Genomic DNA, 18,545 nt, shown 5'->3' with positions numbered 1-18,545 from the left:
GGTTTACAGATATGGGGCGAAAATAGATGAATTTTAGATTCGGAGTCACAGGTCGGCTGAAATATTGATGCTGTGTAAAGGAATTGTTAGCAGCCCTGGTTTCAACTTCGATTTCTGTGCTAAAGATGATTGGTTCTGATACCGGGTGTTAATCGATACAATAGTTGTTGCCGGATTTAATTTTCTCCGGAACAGGTAGTTCGGCCATCTCCAAAATTGAATGTTCAACGGTTGCACAAAGGCTGTTGAGTGCAAGATCGTTGGGCTCGGTACCAAACGGATCGGCAATTTCGTCCACAATTGCATCGAGTGCCATGAAGGTATAACCGATAAATGTGACCATGATTGGGGTCATCCAGCCAATTGTATCAACCAAGCCAAAGGGCAGCAAAAGACAATAAATATAAACCGTACGATGAAGCAGGATATGATAAGGGAAGGGAATTGGCGTGTTGGCAATCCGTTCGCATCCCCCGATAATACCCGATAGTTTATCGATATTCTGATCGATTCCCATTTTCGTGATGGTATCAATTTGCCCGCTTCGTTGGGCATTGTCAAGGAAGGAGGCCATCATTTTCAGAATCATAACCGGCTTGAAACTGAGGTTTTGGATTTGGCTGCATTCCTCAGCCGAAAGCAATCGCTCCAAATCGGGCATCGCATCGGTATCGCGAAGTTGGTGTTTTAGAGCGTACGTGTAGGCAATTGTTTGAAAGACTGCTGTTTTGGGTTCAATGCCCCGTTGCGGGTTTGCCTCTACAAAAGTCAGTATTTGCCTTACAAAGCTGCGGGTGTCAATTACCAATGCACCCCAAAGCTTGCGGCCTTCCCAGTAACGATCGTAAGCAGCGGTATTGCAAAAGCCCAGGAAAATAGCCAGTGCAACCCCGATTAAGGTGAAGGGAGACGGGTTGAGGGTGATTTTGTAGCTGAAAAAGGAACCATGGAAAAGATAAATCAACATCGAAAATACCGTCAGCAACAACAGGCGGGGTGCGATCTTCGGCAATACAGATCCTTGCCAGATAATGAGCATCCGGGCCCAGTTTTTTCGTTCTTTGATGATCATGATCGGTGGTTTTTGCCGCGAATGTATGGAAAATGCTTTTCCCATTGTTCCTGCCTGTCCGGAATGTTTGTTTTGTAAAGGAATTGTTAGGCCGAAAAGGTCCTGTTTCGGGCGTCAATGAGAGGCACAGCTGCTTTTTTCAAAAACCACGCGTTGTTTGTGTTGAAACCACACGTTGTTTTGGGTAAAACCACACGTTGTTTTGGATGGAACCACACGTGGTTTTTTGTGATCGTCAAAATCGGCGGTATTTTGGTTGCTGCGAATTGCTGTAGACGGGTCATTTTGAGGTGCTCGGCGGGCAGTGTCATCATCCTGATTGTAACCTTTCGATAAATGCTGTTCGAATCGCTGACTACTTTCGGAATAGCAGTCTGATAAAAAGCCGCCTCCCCAAATTGGGAAACGGCTTTTTACTGCCATGTGTGCTTGTTTGGAGTTGAGGTTATTCGTACCAGTTAATTTTTCGGGTGAAGTACATGGTTATTCCTAAAATGACAAACAATCCGATACTTCCGACTAACAGTGCAAACGATTCCAGTTGTAATAAAATGAAAATGAATAGAAAAGCAATCGACAAAATGGATGTTAAGGCAATCGAATTCAGCCAGCTTGACAGAAAGGACCGGGAGTAAATAAGTACCATCAAAATAACCGAAACGGCTGCGATGAGATAGGCCGGATTGAACCCGACATGTTCAGAAAAAGAAAGCAGCAACAGGTAGAAAATTAAAATGGCGAAGCCGACAAGCACGTACTGAAACGGATGAACACGCTGTTTGTAAATGATCTCGTTCAGGAAAAACGAAAGGAAGACCAGTACAATAATCATGATTCCGTATTTCGCGCTTCGCTCGTTTTTTTGGTAATGATCGGCCATGTCGACCAAGGTTACTCCAAAGTCACTCGATTTGAGGTCGTATGAGTTGTCGCTAAAACTTTGCGGAAAGTCGCAGTTGTAGTTCAGTACTTTCCAGTCGGCAATAAAACCGTCTTTTGAGATCTCCCGATTCTCCGGCAGAAACAAGCCCTGGAAGCCGGGATCGTTCCAACTCGATTTTAGGTGAACGCTTGTTGTTTCTCCAACCGGTGCAAACGACATGCTGGTGGAGCCTTTAAGTTTGAGGGCGATGTTAAAATTGACTGTCGAATCCTGGAGCACCGTGCGCGGCAGATGCAGTGAGATCCCATTTGTTCCGAGAACCCGGTCGGTCATTCCCGGCTGAAAGGGGATGGTTTGCTTGTTCCATTCCAGTTCCACTGCTGAACTGATACCGCGTAAATCGCCGATAGCTATCGATAAACTGGCTTTGTCCCAAAGGATATTTTCCGACTTTATTTGTTGGCTTTCCGGATCAACTGGCTCAAATTGACCGTCAATTTGCAAGGTGCTTTCGTAAACAATACTGCGGTAAATGCTTCGGTTGAGTTCTTTCGGGAAAAGTTCGCCTTGGATATTTAATGATTTCGGGAGCATGTGAAATTGGTGGATCTCCTCCTTCACGAGTTTTCCGTCTTTATCCAATATTTTTTCAACATAAGGAATAGTGAGAATCGGCCCCCGGATAATTTGCGGATTGGACCATGATTCGGCGACTTCCATTTGGGCTGACTCGGACGTGAATTGGCGCTCATTGATCAGTCCGGTGATCATCATCTTGGGAATCAGCAAAATCAGGATGATAAGACCAATTGTGATTAGCTTGATGCTCAAGCGAAAGCTTTGGCTCTTGACTTTTTCTGTGATTAATTCCTGTGTTTTCATGTGCTGATAGTTATAGGTTTAAAAGTACTTTGAATTGCAAAGTGATTAGGTAAAAAAAATTATAGGTTCTTAATGATGTCCTCAAGTGCGTTCAAATGTTTTTCGAACGCCGATTTTCCTGATTCGGTAATGGCATATTCTGTATTTGGTTTGCGGTCGATAAAGCTTTTTGAAACGGAAATGTAAGCCAGTTTTTCCAGGTGCTTCAAATGGCTGGCCAGATTGCCGTCGGTTGCCTCCAGTGTTTCTTTTAAGGAGTTGTAAGACACCGAGGCATTGACATAGAGAACCGACATGATGCCTAATCTCATCTTGTTCTCAAATGCTTTGTCCAGATTTTGAAAAAGATTTTTCACGCCTTTTGGGTTTTTCTTTCATACCGAAAATACATAACCAGCCCGTAAATGATATGAACGATGCCAAAACCGATCGCCCAGAAAAGGAGCCCCATTCCGGGAAGTATGGCCGAACATAAACCGAGTCCAATTTGCAGAAGACCCATGTAAAAGATCTCTTGGCGGGTATATTTTGAAGCGTTAACCAGCGCAAGGCCATAAAATACCAAACAAAATGGAGCAACAACACTGTATATTCCGCGGAACGAAAAGATCAGTATTAAGATTCCACCTGTGATTAATGGAATGGCCAGATTTGTTAGCAGAAGACGCGATCCCACTGACCAAAATTTCTGCTCGGCTTTCTTTATATTCGACGAAGTCAGCCAGATTACAGTGCCTAATGCGATAATAAGCAAAGCTCCTGCAAGAACGATCAGCTCAGTCACGATCTCGCTGGGATATACTTTTCGGTAGATGGAAGAGCCCTGTACATATATCATTTTGTAGGCAATAAATGAGCCGATAAGCGCATAGATGCCAACCAGTACGCCCGATAGTCCGCTTAACGACAGGAAACGGCTTGATTGTGCCATCATTTTTTTGATCTCTGTGATCTCATCCAGGTAATGATCTGTAGTTTTCATCTTAGTATTTAAAAAGTACTTTGAATTGCAAAGTAGTGCAAAATATTCATCCAAACAATAGCTGAAGTAATTATTGATGATCGTGACATGAAAAAAAGCCGCCTCCCCAAATTGGGAAGCGGCTTTCAAATTTATATCTGTTAAAACGAAACGCTTGTTTAAACGTCGTATGTTGACGATGATGTGTCTCCGCCACGGCCGGTCCAGTTGGTGTGGAAGAATTCGCCACGTGGTTTGTCAATGCGTTCGTAAGTGTGTGCTCCGAAGTAGTCGCGTTGTGCCTGCAACAAGTTTGCCGGCAAACGTTCGCTGCGGAAACCATCGAAGTAGCACAAGGCTGAAGTCAAGGCCGGTACAGGAATACCATTGGTCAAAGCAGCAGCACATACCCGACGCCATCCGGCTTGAGCAGATTCTACTTTTCCTTTGAAGAATGGATCAAGCAGTAGGTTTTCCAGGCTTGGATTATTATCGAAGGCAACTTTAATGTCAGCTAAGAATGCAGAACGGATGATACATCCACCACGCCACATTAGCGCAATGCCACCGTAGTTCAGGTTCCATTTGTATTCTTTGGCTGCTTCCATCATCAGGTTGTAGCCTTGTGCATACGAAATGATTTTTGCACCGAACAGCGCCATTTTCAAATCTTCAATCAGCTGCACTTTGTCGCCGGTGAATGACGGAGTAGGTCCGCTGATCACTTTTGAAGCTTGTACGCGCAAATCTTTTTGAGCAGATAAGCAACGGGAGAATACGGATTCACCGATCAATGTTAATGGAATACCCAAGTCCAGAGCTGTAACTCCAGTCCATTTACCGGTACCTTTTTGACCGGCAGTATCCAGAATTTTTTCAACCAGCGGCTCACCATCTTCGTCTTTGAAGGCCAGGATATCGCGGGTAATTTCAGTCAGGTAAGAGTCCAATTCCTCTGTATTCCATACTTTGAATACTTCATGCATTTCATCGGCGCTCATTCCCAACAGATCTTTCATCACGTGGTAAGCTTCGTTGATGATTTGCATATCACCGTATTCAATACCATTGTGAACCATTTTCACAAAGTGACCGGCGCCGTCTTCACCAACCCAGTCGCAACAAGGTGAACCGTCTTCAACCTTCGCAGCAATCGATTGGAAAATGTCTTTTACAGCAGGCCATGCAGCAGGGCTTCCTCCGGGCATCATAGACGGGCCTTTCAGCGCACCTTCTTCACCACCGGAAACACCTGATCCGACGAACAACAAGCCTTTGCTTTCAACGTATTTTGTGCGGCGGATTGAATCCGGGAAATGCGAGTTACCACCGTCAATAATGATATCTCCGGGTTCCAGATGAGGGATCAATAATTCGATGAAGTCGTCGACCGGTTTTCCGGCTTTTACCAACATCATTACTTTGCGGGGTTTTTCCAACGAAGCGACCAACTCTTCAATTGAGTGGGCGCCAATGAAATTTTTACCGGCACCACGACCGTTAACGAATTTATCAACTTTTTCAACGGTACGATTGTAAACAGCAACCGTAAAGCCTTTGCTTTCCATGTTCAAAACCAGGTTTTCGCCCATAACTGCGAGCCCGATTAAGCCGATATCTGCTAATTTTTTCATTTGACTATGAATTTATTATTCTTGTTTTAATTTGTTCTATTTCGTATTTATTTGAAAGCCAATTTGCGTCAGCTTTTCAATGGTACTTTGGGGCACATTCTCTGTTTCGATGGTGAAAACCGGAAATTCACGCCGAACCGGATAGTCTCCACGAAGCTTTTCAAAATCTTTTGTATTTGCCCTTAATGCGGCATCGTCGTGACGAATGTCGTAGGTTGAAAGAATGGCTTGGGCAAGAATTTGCTCTTCGGTACACTTGAAACCATCAAGGCGAATTTTTGTTTGCTCTGGTAGCTCAATATTTGGTGCAGTCCAGTTATCGATGCCCAAACCGAAAAATTTGCTAATAGCCTGAATGCTCATACTGGTGCCGTTTGCCTTGCCATCTTTCGAGTAGCCGGCAATGTGTGGCGTGGCAATGTCGCAAGCAGCCAATAATTCAAGATCAATGTCCGGTTCGTTTTCCCAACAATCCAGAATTAAACCGTTGATTGATTGATTTGCCAAGGCTGATTTAGCTGCAGTACTATCGATAATTTCACCGCGGCACGAGTTGATTACAAAAGGCTTTTTGGGAAGGTTTGCAAAGAAATTCTTATCAGCCAGGTGAAATGTGGCATCTTCACCTTCCATATTCAGAGGAACATGAATCGTAATAAAATCAGACTGTTCCTGAATTTCTTTTAAATTGACAAATTTCTCCGGTCCTTCAATACGGGCGCGGGGAGGGTCGTTAAGCAAGACTTTCATGCCGATAATTTCGCAAAATCGGGCTACTTTCGATCCAACCTGACCGACACCAACTACGCCAATCGTTTTCCCGTTTAACTCGAAGTTGTGTTTTTCGGCCAAAACAAAGAGCGTTGAGGCGATGTATTGTTCTACCGATTTGCTGTTGCAACCCGGTGCGTTGGTCCATTGAATACCGGTTTCAGCACAGTAATTGGTGTCGATATGATCGAAGCCAATTGTTGCTGTAGCGATGAATTTCACCGTAGAACCTTTGAGTACGCTTTCATTGCATTTTGTTCGCGTACGGGTAACGAGTGCATCGGCATCGCGAACGATTTCTGCCGTTGTTTTCGCACCCGATAAATAAACGACCTCGCCAAAGGGCTCCAGGGCACCTTTGATGTAGGGTATTTTATCGTCGATAATGAATTTCATATTTGTCTTCGCTATAACCACATCTGAGAAAACAATTGTGTTTTATCTGGTAATGTGGTTTCTACTTGTAATAGTTTTTCACAATTTCTTCCAAAACCTTGTTGGTGCGGGCGGCCGACTCTCCGGTACTGACGCATTCTACTTCCCCACGCAGCGACTGGACCACATTTTTCACCAAGTTGTGTGATATGTTTTCCGGGTTTTCAAAGCTGAAATGTTCTGTCCCTTTTACGGTGGTCAGCTCAACATCACCAGGAATGAAACACGGAAGGCTCACTTTACCTTTTGTTCCTGTGATTTCGATTTTATCCTGTTCGGCCGATTTGTCGACGACGAAGCACCAGTTGCCGGTTCCGATAACTCCATTTTTAAATGTGAAGATCGCAGAAACGGTGTCCTCTGCAGGATAAAAGCCGGCTTGGTTGCAGGCCAACCCTGTTGTGTTCGTCACCGGTCCAAAAAGGAAGTCGAGGTAGTCAAGCTGATGCGAGGCTAAATCGTAGAACAAGCCACCACCGGCAATTTTCGGATCAACCCGCCAATTTTGATTGGTTTCCGGATTTTTGTCACTCTCTTCAGCCGCTTTGTGTAGGGTAATTGAAACGGTTAGAATATCGCCGAGTGTACCTGCTTCGATAAGCTCTTTGACCTTTAAATAAGCAGGGAGCGTACGACGGTAATAGGCCACGTTGAGCGGCATGCCTGTTTCTTTTGATACTTTTAGCATCTTCTGGCACTCAGCAAAATTGGTCGCCATTGGTTTTTCAACATAAACCGGTTTTCCGGCTTGCATTGCTTTTATGGCGTATTCAGCATGTGTTCCAGGAGGTGTAGCCACATAAATGGCATTAATTTCCGGGTCGTTGATCAGTTTGTCAGCATCGGAATACCACTTCGGAACATGATGACGTTTCGCATAGTTCTCTGCTTTTTCAGCACTACGTCGCATGACAGCAACCAGTTCAGAATGTTCTGTTTTTTGAAAGGCCGGACCACTTTTAACTTCGGTCACATCACCACAACCAATAATTCCCCATTTAAGGGTTTCTCGTTTCGAATTCAAAATTATGAGTCTTTTGTCTGTATTCTAATTTCTAGTAATTAAACCGATCTTTGAAAGCCCAAAGGCCGATTGCCGGGTTGGAAATGTAAAATATTTCTTCGCCGTCGGGCATCGTGTTGAAACCGTCTTTCAGTTTTTCGGGGTTGTATTTGGCAGTCACTTCATCAAAATCACCGTAAATAAACCCAACACTTTCGATTTCCTCTTGAGTCAGGTTACCGGGCTTTTTCCCTGGGCAATAAGTAATTGAAAATCGTCCTTCAGAAGAACCATGGATTAGGTGAGCGGCGGCGCCCAGGTTATCCTGCAGCTCCTTGTTTTCATCAACAGCCTTCAAGGTTTCAGGTGTTCCATAGTAACCATATTTACGAATCAGACGATCAATTTCTTTGTCCTCACCAAATTCTTTTAATGCCGGTGCCAATACGATCAATTCGCCGTCGTCGTCAATGGCCATGCGTGTGCGGTAGACCGACTTGTTGCCCAACCACGTCGATTTGAATTCAGTTGGGTCAAGGTAAACAACAACTTTCTTAAGAGGTCGGTCCAGCATTTCAAAATTCACCTGTAGCGAAAGTTTGGCAGCTTTGTCGAACACTTCAAAATCATCTCCGATAAACAGTCCGCGACACTTAATTCTACCATCTGTTTTATCCAGACCTACGACCGTTTGAACATACAAAATCGGCAGGTCTTGCGTGAAGTTATCAGATGCATAATTGAAAACCTTACGTACAGGAGTGTCGGCATGTCCCATCATTCGCTCCATACCGTAAGCAGCACCGATGAAGTGACTTTTATTGATTCCTTCGGAACCACCTGTCCCAACAAATACATTTTTATTGTAGTTGGCCATCCCAACCACTTCGTGGGGAACCACCTGGCCAATGGATAAAATCAGATCGAAATTTCCTTCGAGCAACAATTTGTTGACCTGTGCTGGCCAAGGGAATTCAACAGCTCCTTCCGAAACTTCTTTGACAAATTTTGCAGGAACAGTACCAACGGTTACCACATCGTTGCGCCAGTCGTGATCCCGAATGAGCGAATCCGGCAATTTCCCGAACATGTGGTGAATTTGTTCCGCGGTCATTGGTGTGTGTGTACCCAATGCCGGAAGTACGTCTGTCAGCTTATCGCCGTAGTATTCCCAGGTAAGCTCAGTCAGATCGCCTGACCGACTCGGCAGTCGCGTATAGTCAGGCGGAATGGCCAGTACTTTGTTGATTCCTTTTATTTGATCGAGTGCCGCAAATAACCCTTTCTTGAGGTCCTCTTTGGTTAACTCGTGGCTTGTTGAGCCAATTTCGTAATAAATCATTGTCTTTTATTTAATGATTTCAATTTATTGTGACCAAAGTGACGACTGAGGTTGATTTCAAAAACACACAATCGTCACAAAGTTATCCTAAGGCTATTGCCTGTTAGCGTTTTACGCGGGCGTTTCCTGCCCAGATACTCCACACCATATCTTCGTCGGCTGGCTGGCCGTAGTCGGTTAGAAAAGTGGTAGCCAGAGCACCGGTAGCCCAACCAAATTGAGGCCATTTTTCACTGTCCCAGCCTTTCAGAATCGCATACAACATGCCACCAACAAAACCATCGCCACCGCCAATACGATCAAGTACATTAATTTTACGAGGCTCCACAACTTGCCAGTCATCGCCGGCACGTAATACAGCTCCCCATAGGTGTTCGTTGGTACTTATTACCTGACGCAGGGTTGTTGCGAATACCTTTGCGTTAGGGAAAGCAGCTTTCACGTTGTTGATTAATCCTTTAAATTCATCAATTTCATCTTTGATACCTTTTCCACCAGCTTCAGGACCTTTAATGTCAAAGCATAATTGAAAATCTTCTTCGTTACCAATCAGGATATCAGAAACAGATGCAATTTCAGTAAAGTTTTTATGAAGCTCTTCTTCTCGGCCTTTCCAAAACGAAGCGCGATAGTTCAAGTCGAAAGAAATGAGGGTGCCATATTTTTTAGCAGCACGTGCAATTTCCAAACAGAATTCACTTGTTTCGGGTGAGAGTGCAGCAATCAAACCGGACAAGTGAACGATTTGAACACCTTCTTCCCCGAAAATGCGCTCCAGGTCAAAATCTTTCACATTGAGGGTGCGACCAACTTCTCCGGCACGGTCGTTTTGAACACGAGGTCCGCGAGAGCCAAAGCCGCTGTCTGCAATATTAAATTGGTGACGGTATCCCCAGGGATCGCCTTGCTCTACTTCAGGTCCTTCGTAATCCATATGGCGTGCTTTCAAGTCACTTTTGATAAATTTGGCCACAGGGCTGTCCTTCACAAAGGTGGTCAACACTTTCACAGGTAAACCCAAATACGATGATACGCTGGCTACGTTTGTCTCCGCACTGGTAGCCTGCATTTGGAATAAATTAGTGCTATAAACCGGTTGCCCGTTTACCGGAGTGATGCGCACACCCATGCTGGTTGGTACCAACAACGAATATTTGAAATTTTCTTTTAACTGAAGGTTCATAATGTCTGAATGTTATTGTTGTAAAATCAATTATTTCTTTAATAGCCCGACTAAATTAAACGCCGCTGTATGCATTGAATCCGCCATCAACCGGAATCACGATGCCGGTAATGAATTTAGACAAGTCAGACAGCAGGAATAGTGTTGCTCCCTGCATATCATCTGGTTCGCCGAATTTACCCATTGGTGTTCCGTTGACGATCTTTTGCCCGCGAGCTGAGAAATTTCCTGTTTTTTCATCCATCACCAGAAAGCGATTCTGATCGGTAATGAAAAAGCCAGGTGCAATCGCATTCACCCGAATCCCGGTTTTGGCAAAATGAACAGCCAACCATTCCGTGAAATTGTTAATGGCCGCTTTTGCTGCCGAGTAAGCCGGAATCTTTGTCAATGGTTTGTACGAGTTCATCGAAGTGATGTTTAGAATCGCACCTTTGCGGTTTTTGATCATGTCTTTTGCAAAGATCATGGTTGGCAGTAAAGTACCTTTGAAATTCAGATCGAAGACATGGTCGAAACCATCCATCTTCAGTCCAAAGAAAGAGTCTTCCAGTTTGTCAATATTACTTTCGTTTAATTCTTCGACTTTGGTTGTTGCAGAAGGACTGTTACCACCGGCTCCATTAATCAGGATATCAATATCACCGAGTTGTTCGTTGATGATTGCCTTGGCATTTTCCAATGACTCTTGGTTTAAAACATCGGCCTGAACACCGATCACCGTAGCTCCATAGGTTGCAATCATCTCCGCCGCAGCTATTTCGCCGGCTTCCTTGTTACGACCTAAAATGGCAATTTTTGCTTTGACTGATGCCAATGCCTTGACCATTTCCAATCCAAGTACTCCATATCCACCTGTTACAACACAAACTTTTCCTGAGAGATCACTAAAACTAATTGGTTCCATAATTACTTTGATTAAATTCTTTATAATAGTCCAGGTTTTCTTTGGTTACGATATCGATTGAAGTGTAGTTGTCGGTTCGCACCGGTTTCTTCAATATGATGTGGTCAAACAATGTTTGAACAGCCTGATGTCCCTGCTCTTCCGGGCGTTGACAAATCAGAAAGTCAACCGTTCCGTTTTTTAGAGATTCTGCATTCTGACGAATCAAGTCATGTCCGATCAACCTGACATGCTGAATATTTCTCAGAATCAGGTATTCAGCAATTCGATACACTTGCGAATTGGTTACGAAAATTCCGTCAACCTGACCAATTTTTTTTATTTCGGCATCGATAATGCTGTAGTAGTTCTGATCATCGGAGGAGGAAATCTCTATCGTGTGAAGCTTCTCCTGACTTTCTTCAGTCTTTGAGTTGAAGTAGTTATAAAAGCCTTTCTCACGTTGTTTGGGATGGTTTTGATTTTCCAACCCCTTACCGAAGTGAATAATCAGGATTGTAGCATCTTTAGGAAGAGACAAATCAAATAGCTTTGCAGCCAACATGCCACTTTGAAACGAATTCTGTCCGATAAAACACAGCTTTTTTGAATCCTGAATATTGGAGTCAATAAAGACGAACGGAATTTTGTGCTCGTTCAGTTTTGCAACAAACTCATTCGATTCCCTGAAAAAGAATGGGGCTAACACGACCCCCTCCGGTTTATTATTGAGTATGACTTTCGCTTTTTTGTCAAAAGACGAAGGATCATTTTGTGAAAATTGGTGTACGTCAATAGTTACTCCGTATTGCTGTAATTCTGCAGCAGCTTCGGAAATTCCCAATAGTGGTTTGCTCCAATATGCATCAGGATAAGGCACATCCGGGATTAGTACTGCAAAGCGATGTGTTTTTTTCGATGCCAGGGTGCTGGCCAGAATGTTCGGACGATAATCGAGCTCTTCGAGAATTTTTAATATTTTGTCACGCGTTTCCGGGTTGACTTCTCCACGATTGTGAATCACACGGTCTACGGTTCCGATTGAAACGTTAGCCTTTTCTGCGATGTCCTTTATACGTATTCTTTTGGTAGGTTTAATGACAGATAACTTTAAGAGGTTAAAAAATCAGTTTCATTGTAAACAAAGCTACACAAAAATTCAATTCATCGTGTTCGTACACGGAAAATATATTTTAAAACATCTTTAGGAGAATTTAAGTGATAATAATTGCTCAATTTAATTATATGGCTTATTTTCGTGTGCGAACACGGAAGACATTCTTCCCAGCCTTATTAATTAGATTGTCAATTACTAAATCAATTTAGGTTATGAAATTAGGAAAATACAGTTTCGGAGTAGGAGATCGCTTCAGTCATCAAGGTGAAGCCCAGTTAAGAGGTTTAATGAAAGCCAATGCTCAGGGAATTGAAGTTATTCCGGTTTGGAATAAATCGAACCGCGAACACAATACCATTCATTCTGAGCCTGTTGAGACGCGGCAGGAAGCTGATGCAGCTGTCAAGGCTTTGGGGTGGAGTGGAGAATATCGTGTTGACGCCGACCATATCAACCTGACAAATGTTGACCGCTTTATTGACATTGCGGACTTCTTTACTTTAGATGTGGCTGTTTATATTGGCAATCCTTCATCAGATGAGGAAGTAGCAGCATTTATCCAGTCGTGTAAAGCTTTGGGTGATGTTGTGAAGGTTGAAGGTGTTGATGAGCCGATTGTTATTAAAGAAGATTTGCTGAAAGATGTTGCCGGCAAATTTCTGGCTGCTGTAAAAGAAGCCGGAAAAATTTATCGTCATATTGAGTCCGTTAAGGGAAAAGATAATTTTATCACAGAAGTATCAATGGATGAGGTTGATTCACCTCAAACTCCGGTTGATATGTTCTTTATTTTAAAAATGATTGCTGATCAGGGTATTCCTGCTCAAACTTTTGCGCCAAAATTCACAGGTCGTTTTAATAAAGGTGTTGATTATGTTGGCGACACGGTTCAGTTTACGAAAGAGTTTGAAGCCGACCTGATGGTTATCGATTACGCAGTGAAAAATTTCGGACTACCTGAAAACCTGAAATTAAGTGTTCACTCCGGTAGTGATAAGTTCACTATTTATCCGATCATGGCGGAAATCCTGAAAAAGCACGACAAAGGCTTACATATTAAAACAGCCGGTACAACCTGGTTAGAAGAAGTTATTGGTTTGGCTATTGCCGGCGACGATGCCCTGGCCGTAGCAAAAGAGGTTTATGCGAATGCTTTAGGCCGAAAAGAAGAATTATGTGCACCTTATGCCGATGTAATTGATATTGATGACAGTAAATTGCCAACAGTAGAAGAAGTAGGCGGTTGGAGCGGTGAAAAATTTGCCAATGCATTGCGTCATATCCCGGGACATGTTGATTACAACCCGAATTTCCGTCAGTTGATCCACGTAGGTTACAAAGTTGCTGCCGAGTTGGGTGATACTTATATCAACCTGCTGGAAAAATACAGCGACATCGTCGGATCTTGTGTAGAAGAAAATATTTACGACCGTCATCTAAAACGGTTGTTTGATTTATAAAAACCAAAAATCAGAAGTAGATAAAGATGAAAAAGTTTATGGATGAGAATTTTCTGTTGCAAACAGAAACAGCTCAGAAATTGTATCACGAACATGCGGCTAAGATGCCGATTTTCGACTATCACTGTCATATCAATCCAAGAGATATCGCAGAAGACCGTCGGTTTAACACAGTTACCGAAGTTTGGTTGTATGGCGATCACTACAAATGGAGAGCGATGCGTACAAATGGCGTTGACGAACGCTTTTGTACGGGTGATGCCAGTGATTGGGAGAAATTTGAGAAGTGGGCTGAAACAGTGCCTCACACCTTGAGAAACCCATTGTACCATTGGACACACCTGGAATTGAAAAAATTCTTCGGAATCGAAAAATTGTTGAGCCCTGCAACTGCAAAAGAGGTCTATGACGAGTGTAACGCAAAATTGAGCACTCCGGAGTACAGCTGTCGTGGTTTGATTCGCAAAGCGAACGTAAATACTATTTGCACAACTGATGATCCGGTGGATTCGTTGGAGTACCACAGACAAATCAAAGAATCAGGATTTGAAGTTGCTGTTTTACCGGCTTGGCGTCCTGATAAAGCCATGATGGTTGCTGATCCCGATTTCTTTAATGACTATATGGCGCAATTGGAGAAGGCTGCCGGAATGGACATTAAAACCTTCAGCGATTTGATCGACGCTTTGGATAATCGTCACCAATTTTTCCACGATAATGGTTGTCGCTTGTCTGACCACGGTTTGGATACCGCTTTTGCAGCTGATTATAACAACTCTGAAATCAATGCGATTTTTGATAAAATCCGTGGCGGAGGCAAACTGGATGACACAGAGATTCTGAAATTCCAGTCTTGTATGTTGTACGAATTCGGAGTGATGGATCATTCACGCGGATGGACACAACAATTCCACATCGGTGCTCAACGTAATAATAATACCCGTTTGTTCAACAAACTTGGACCGGATACCGGTTTTGATTCAATTGGTGACGTTCCTGTCGCTGCACCATTAGCTAAATTGTTGGATCGTTTGGATATGGAAAACAAATTGACAAAAACTATTCTGTATAACCTGAACCCACGCGACAATGAATTGTATGCTACCATGTTGGGTAACTTCCAGGATGGATCAGTTCCGGGAAAAATCCAATATGGATCAGGATGGTGGTTCCTGGATCAAAAAGACGGGATGACAAAGCAGATGAACGCACTTTCGAGCTTAGGTTTGCTAAGTCGTTTCGTTGGTATGTTAACCGACTCTCGTAGTTTCCTTTCATATACCCGTCACGAATATTTCCGTCGTACATTGTGTAACCTTTTGGGTGACGATGTTGAAAATGGAGAAATTCCTTACGACATGGACTTGTTGGGAAGTATGGTTGAGAATATTTGTTTCAACAACGCGAAGGAATACTTTAATTTTTAGTCATTCCGAATAAGCTGAAATCGATTGCACACCTCTTGGAGGATTAAAAAAGAGTTGTATCTTTGCAATCGATTGCACAAGAAAATTTAATGTTGAAATAAGATGAATAAGAAAGTTGTTACATTTGGAGAAATCATGTTGCGTTTAGCAACTCCTGGTTATTTACGTTTTGCACAAACTGATACGTTTACTGCGACTTATGGTGGCGGTGAAGCGAATGTTGCCGTTTCATTGGCGAACTACGGTGTTGATGTAGAATTTGTAACTCGTTTGCCTAAAAACGACATCGGTGAAGCTGCCCGTATGGACTTGAGAAAATATGGCGTAGGTACTGACAATATCGTGTGGGGTGGAGACCGTGTAGGTATCTATTTCCTTGAAACCGGTGCTGTTAGCCGTGCTTCGAAAGTTGTTTACGACCGTGCTCATTCAGCTATCGCTGAAATCAAGCCAGGTATGGTCGATTGGAAAAAAGTTTTCGAAGGTGTTGAATGGTTCCACTGGACCGGTATTACTCCTGCAATTTCGCAAGGTGCTGCCGATGCTTGTTTGGAAGCTATTCAGGTAGCAAACGAAATGGGAGTTACAGTTTCATGTGACTTGAACTACCGTAAGAACTTGTGGAAATATGGTAAAGCCTGTGGAGAGGTGATGCCAGCTTTAGTTGCCGGAACAGATGTTGTTTTAGGTAACGAAGAAGATGCAGCAATGGCATTGGATATTCATCCTGATGGTGTTGATGTAACTGGTGGTCATGTTGAAGGTGCTGCTTATGAATCAGTATCTAAAAAGATTATGACTAAATTTCCACGAGTAAAGAAAGTAATTACGACTTTACGTGGTTCAATTAACGCTAACCACAACAGCTGGGCTGGTGTTCTTTTCGATGGTAAAAAACTATATGAATCTCCACAATACCAAATTACACATATTGTTGACCGCGTAGGTGGTGGTGACTCTTTCATGGGTGGTTTGATCTACGGTTTATTAACTTACACCGAAGATGATCAAAAAGCATTGAACTTTGCTGTTGCCGCTTCATGTTTGAAACACACAATCTACGGTGACTACAACCGTGTTACTGTGGCAGAAGTGGAAAAATTGATGGGTGGAGACGCTTCCGGGCGTGTATCTCGATAAATTTCAAGACCCCCTTCGGAAGGAGGGGGTCTTTTGAGTTTTTATACATATCGTTTTTTAATTATTTAGATCACATTTATTATGGCTCGTTTTTCAAGAATTGAAGTAGCAATTAAGATGAAAGAAACCGGTGTCGTTCCGGTATTCTATAACAAAGATATTGAGGTTTGTAAATCAGTAGTGAAAGCCTGTTACGATGGCGGTATTCGTGTTTTCGAATTCACCAACCGCGGCGATTTTGCACACGAAGTATTCACTGCTTTGGTGAAGTGGTCTGCTGTTGAATGCCCTGAAATGATTTTGGGTGTTGGCTCAATCATCGATGGACCAACAACTGCCTTGTACCTCCAGTTAGGTGCTGACTTCATCGTTGCACCAATCGTTGACGAAGAAATGGCTCGAATTTGTAACAAACGCAAAGTGGCTTGGAGCCCTGGTTGCGGTTCAGTTACCGAAGTGGTTCGTGCACACGAGTTGGGTTGCGAAGTTGTGAAAGTATTCCCTGGTTCATCAGTTGGCGGACCTGACTTCGTGAAAGCAGTAAAAGGCCCAATGCCTTATGCAAGCATTATGCCTACCGGTGGTGTTTCTCCGGATGAAGCTAACATGAGCGGATGGTTTAAAGCAGGCGTACATTGCGTTGGTATGGGATCTCAATTGTTCCCTGCAGATGTATTGGCGAAAAAAGATTGGGCTTTCATTACAAATAAATGTAGTGAAGCATTAGCTATTGCGGCCAAGCTACGTTAGATTTACTCCAACTAAACAATTAAACCTATTAATTTAATTTTATTATGAGTATAAATCAAGTTACTGAAAAGATGTCCAAATATAGATGGACGATAGTGGCTATGTTGTTTATGGCGACGACCGTAAACTACTTAGACCGCCAGGTGCTTTCGTTGACCTGGAAAGACTTTATCGCCCCCGAATTTCACTGGACAGACAGTGATTATGGTACGATTACTGCATTGTTCTCGGCCTTTTATGCTGTCAGCCTTCTTTTTGCCGGTCGTTTAGTTGACTGGTTAGATACTAAGAAAGGGTATCTGTGGGCTATTGCAATTTGGTCGATTGGTGCCGTATTACATGCATTTTGTGGTATTGCGACATCAGGAGTCCTTACAGGACATTGGTTCGTAGGTTTTGAGCAGGCTCGTCATTATATCGCACAAGTTGAAGATGTTGCGCGAGTGCTTAATGTGAGTGTTGTACTATTTGTTTTTGCACGCTTGGTATTGGCTATTGGTGAAGCAGGTAACTTCCCTGCCGCCATTAAAACTACTGCTGAGTACTTCCCCAAAAAGGACCGTGCCTATGCAACCAGTATTTTCAATGCAGGTGCTACCGTTGGAGCCTTGGCTGCTCCGGTTACGATTCCGGTATTGGCTAAGCATTTCGGATGGGAAGCGGCCTTTATTGTAATTGGTGGACTTGGTTTCCTTTGGATGGGATGGTGGCAAATTGGGTACAAAAAACCGCATTTGCACGCTAGAGTAAATAAAGCGGAACTGGAATATATCGATCAGGACGATGAGAATGGTGGGTCAGGAAATGGCGAGGCTGGTAAAAAGATTAGTTTCGCACAGCTGTTTAAGTACAAACAAACCTGGGCATTTGCCTTTGGTAAATTCATGACTGATGGTGTTTGGTGGTTCTACCTCTTCTGGACTCCAGCTTATTTGAGTTCTGTATATGGTATGGAATCTTCAGATCCCGCAGCTCAGTTGGCCTTGTTTATTTTGTATGCGATTACCTTGTTGTCAATTATTGGTGGTTGGTTACCAACTTACTTTGTCGACAGTAAAGGAATGCATCCATATGCCGGCCGTATGAAAGCGATGTTAATTTTTGCCTTCTTCCCATTATTGGCTGTCGTTGCTCAACCGTTAGGGCACGTGACTTACTGGTTCCCGGTAATTATTATTGGTATCGCCGGTGCTGCTCACCAGGCTTGGTCGGCAAACATTTTCACTACCGTGAGTGACATGTTCCCCAAAGCTGCAGTAGCAACAGTTACTGGTATTGGTGGTTTGGCCGGTGGTTTAGGATCGGTTGTTATTAATAAAGGCTCAGGTGTTTTGTTCGACTACGCACGCGAATCGAACATGAACTTCTTGGGGTACAAAGGTATCGAAGCCGGTTACTTTATTATCTTCTGTGTGTGTGCTGTCGCATATCTGATCGGATGGGTAGTAATGAAAACTTTGGTTCCAAAATACAAAGCCATTACGGATTTGGTCTAGTCAATGATTTATTAGCCTAAATAAGGCTATTGACATATTGAAGAATAGTTGATAATGAATTAAGCGGGATTAATCTCTTCTGGAGATTGTCCCGCTTTCTTTT

At 43.2% G+C, this 18,545-nt stretch carries 17 protein-coding genes; 5 read left to right on the top strand and 12 right to left on the bottom strand.

The window, feature by feature from the left end:
* Positions 1-148: 148 nt before the first annotated feature.
* The 12 genes from GJV22_RS13320 to GJV22_RS13265 form a co-directional block, all read right to left on the bottom strand.
* On the bottom strand, positions 149-1,072 hold the full coding sequence (locus GJV22_RS13320; protein WP_163714261.1) for a bestrophin family protein: 924 nt from the start codon (positions 1,070-1,072) through the stop codon (positions 149-151).
* Between the two features lie 114 nt (positions 1,073-1,186).
* Positions 1,187-1,495 carry a hypothetical protein gene (locus tag GJV22_RS13315; RefSeq protein WP_163714258.1) on the bottom strand — a complete coding sequence of 103 codons (309 nt, stop codon included), beginning with the start codon at positions 1,493-1,495 and terminating at the stop codon, positions 1,187-1,189.
* 22 nt (positions 1,496-1,517) lie between these two features.
* A complete protein-coding gene (gene creD, locus GJV22_RS13310; protein WP_163714255.1) occupies positions 1,518-2,837 on the bottom strand; it encodes a cell envelope integrity protein CreD in 1,320 nt (439 codons plus the stop codon).
* 59 nt (positions 2,838-2,896) lie between these two features.
* The gene (locus GJV22_RS13305; protein ID WP_163714252.1) at positions 2,897-3,193 is read right to left on the bottom strand and encodes a winged helix-turn-helix domain-containing protein; all 297 of its coding nucleotides are present in this window, start codon (positions 3,191-3,193) and stop codon (positions 2,897-2,899) included.
* Positions 3,190-3,819: a hypothetical protein gene (locus GJV22_RS13300; protein ID WP_163714250.1), complete on the bottom strand. Its 630-nt coding sequence runs from the start codon at positions 3,817-3,819 to the stop codon at positions 3,190-3,192. The genes GJV22_RS13305 and GJV22_RS13300 overlap by 4 nt, the downstream gene beginning before the upstream one ends.
* Positions 3,820-3,977: 158 nt before the next feature.
* Complete coding sequence (gene gnd, locus GJV22_RS13295) at positions 3,978-5,432, bottom strand: decarboxylating NADP(+)-dependent phosphogluconate dehydrogenase (RefSeq protein ID WP_163714247.1); 1,455 nt, start codon at positions 5,430-5,432, stop codon at positions 3,978-3,980.
* A gap of 36 nt (positions 5,433-5,468) precedes the next feature.
* Positions 5,469-6,599 carry a 4-phosphoerythronate dehydrogenase PdxB gene (gene pdxB / locus GJV22_RS13290; RefSeq protein WP_163714244.1) on the bottom strand — a complete coding sequence of 377 codons (1,131 nt, stop codon included), beginning with the start codon at positions 6,597-6,599 and terminating at the stop codon, positions 5,469-5,471.
* 61 nt (positions 6,600-6,660) lie between these two features.
* Positions 6,661-7,662 (bottom strand): Gfo/Idh/MocA family protein, encoded by a 1,002-nt coding sequence (locus GJV22_RS13285; protein WP_163714241.1) that lies wholly within the window; start codon positions 7,660-7,662, stop codon positions 6,661-6,663.
* Between the two features lie 31 nt (positions 7,663-7,693).
* The gene (locus tag GJV22_RS13280) at positions 7,694-8,983 is read right to left on the bottom strand and encodes a lactate racemase domain-containing protein (RefSeq protein ID WP_163714238.1); all 1,290 of its coding nucleotides are present in this window, start codon (positions 8,981-8,983) and stop codon (positions 7,694-7,696) included.
* A gap of 103 nt (positions 8,984-9,086) precedes the next feature.
* Positions 9,087-10,166: a sugar kinase gene (locus tag GJV22_RS13275; RefSeq protein ID WP_163714235.1), complete on the bottom strand. Its 1,080-nt coding sequence runs from the start codon at positions 10,164-10,166 to the stop codon at positions 9,087-9,089.
* Between the two features lie 55 nt (positions 10,167-10,221).
* Positions 10,222-11,073, bottom strand: coding sequence for an SDR family oxidoreductase (locus tag GJV22_RS13270; RefSeq protein ID WP_163714232.1), 852 nt, complete (start codon positions 11,071-11,073; stop codon positions 10,222-10,224).
* Positions 11,060-12,118, bottom strand: a complete 1,059-nt coding sequence (locus GJV22_RS13265; RefSeq protein WP_262888219.1) for a LacI family DNA-binding transcriptional regulator — start codon at positions 12,116-12,118, stop codon at positions 11,060-11,062. The genes GJV22_RS13270 and GJV22_RS13265 overlap by 14 nt, the downstream gene beginning before the upstream one ends.
* Positions 12,119-12,381: 263 nt before the next feature.
* On the opposite strand from GJV22_RS13265, the gene GJV22_RS13260 reads away from it, so the two are divergent.
* From GJV22_RS13260 to GJV22_RS13240, 5 genes are all read left to right on the top strand, one after another.
* Entirely contained in the window at positions 12,382-13,629 is a 1,248-nt protein-coding gene (locus GJV22_RS13260) for a tagaturonate epimerase family protein (RefSeq protein WP_163714224.1), read from the top strand.
* A gap of 26 nt (positions 13,630-13,655) precedes the next feature.
* A complete protein-coding gene (gene uxaC / locus GJV22_RS13255; protein ID WP_163714220.1) occupies positions 13,656-15,056 on the top strand; it encodes a glucuronate isomerase in 1,401 nt (466 codons plus the stop codon).
* Between the two features lie 102 nt (positions 15,057-15,158).
* The gene (locus GJV22_RS13250) at positions 15,159-16,196 is read left to right on the top strand and encodes a sugar kinase (protein WP_163714216.1); all 1,038 of its coding nucleotides are present in this window, start codon (positions 15,159-15,161) and stop codon (positions 16,194-16,196) included.
* A gap of 81 nt (positions 16,197-16,277) precedes the next feature.
* Positions 16,278-16,946 (top strand): bifunctional 4-hydroxy-2-oxoglutarate aldolase/2-dehydro-3-deoxy-phosphogluconate aldolase, encoded by a 669-nt coding sequence (locus GJV22_RS13245; RefSeq protein WP_163714213.1) that lies wholly within the window; start codon positions 16,278-16,280, stop codon positions 16,944-16,946.
* Positions 16,947-16,990: 44 nt separating this feature from the next.
* Entirely contained in the window at positions 16,991-18,442 is a 1,452-nt protein-coding gene (locus GJV22_RS13240; protein ID WP_163714210.1) for an MFS transporter, read from the top strand.
* The last annotated feature ends 103 nt before the right edge of the window (positions 18,443-18,545 follow it).

This window comes from Mangrovibacterium lignilyticum (assembly GCF_010882175.1).
Taxonomy (GTDB): Bacteria; Bacteroidota; Bacteroidia; order Bacteroidales; family Prolixibacteraceae; genus Mangrovibacterium; species Mangrovibacterium lignilyticum.
Note: the sequence above shows the minus strand (reverse complement) of the source record. Positions and strands in the feature narration are given on the sequence as shown.

Bases quoted from the DNA above. Each gene is read 5' to 3' on its own strand.
- GJV22_RS13300 (WP_163714250.1), bottom strand. From the start codon at position 3,819: ATGAAAACTACAGATCATTACCTGGATGAGATCACAGAGATCAAAAAA.
- GJV22_RS13280 (WP_163714238.1), bottom strand. From the start codon at position 8,983: ATGATTTATTACGAAATTGGCTCAACAAGCCACGAGTTAACCAAAGAG.
- GJV22_RS13245 (WP_163714213.1), top strand. From the start codon at position 16,278: ATGGCTCGTTTTTCAAGAATTGAAGTAGCAATTAAGATGAAAGAAACC.
- gnd (WP_163714247.1), bottom strand. From the start codon at position 5,432: ATGAAAAAATTAGCAGATATCGGCTTAATCGGGCTCGCAGTTATGGGC.
- uxaC (WP_163714220.1), top strand. From the start codon at position 13,656: ATGAAAAAGTTTATGGATGAGAATTTTCTGTTGCAAACAGAAACAGCT.
- GJV22_RS13315 (WP_163714258.1), bottom strand. From the start codon at position 1,495: ATGGCAGTAAAAAGCCGTTTCCCAATTTGGGGAGGCGGCTTTTTATCA.
- GJV22_RS13260 (WP_163714224.1), top strand. From the start codon at position 12,382: ATGAAATTAGGAAAATACAGTTTCGGAGTAGGAGATCGCTTCAGTCAT.
- GJV22_RS13275 (WP_163714235.1), bottom strand. From the start codon at position 10,166: ATGAACCTTCAGTTAAAAGAAAATTTCAAATATTCGTTGTTGGTACCA.
- GJV22_RS13320 (WP_163714261.1), bottom strand. From the start codon at position 1,072: ATGATCATCAAAGAACGAAAAAACTGGGCCCGGATGCTCATTATCTGG.
- pdxB (WP_163714244.1), bottom strand. From the start codon at position 6,599: ATGAAATTCATTATCGACGATAAAATACCCTACATCAAAGGTGCCCTG.
- GJV22_RS13240 (WP_163714210.1), top strand. From the start codon at position 16,991: ATGAGTATAAATCAAGTTACTGAAAAGATGTCCAAATATAGATGGACG.
- GJV22_RS13270 (WP_163714232.1), bottom strand. From the start codon at position 11,073: ATGGAACCAATTAGTTTTAGTGATCTCTCAGGAAAAGTTTGTGTTGTA.
- creD (WP_163714255.1), bottom strand. From the start codon at position 2,837: ATGAAAACACAGGAATTAATCACAGAAAAAGTCAAGAGCCAAAGCTTT.
- GJV22_RS13250 (WP_163714216.1), top strand. From the start codon at position 15,159: ATGAATAAGAAAGTTGTTACATTTGGAGAAATCATGTTGCGTTTAGCA.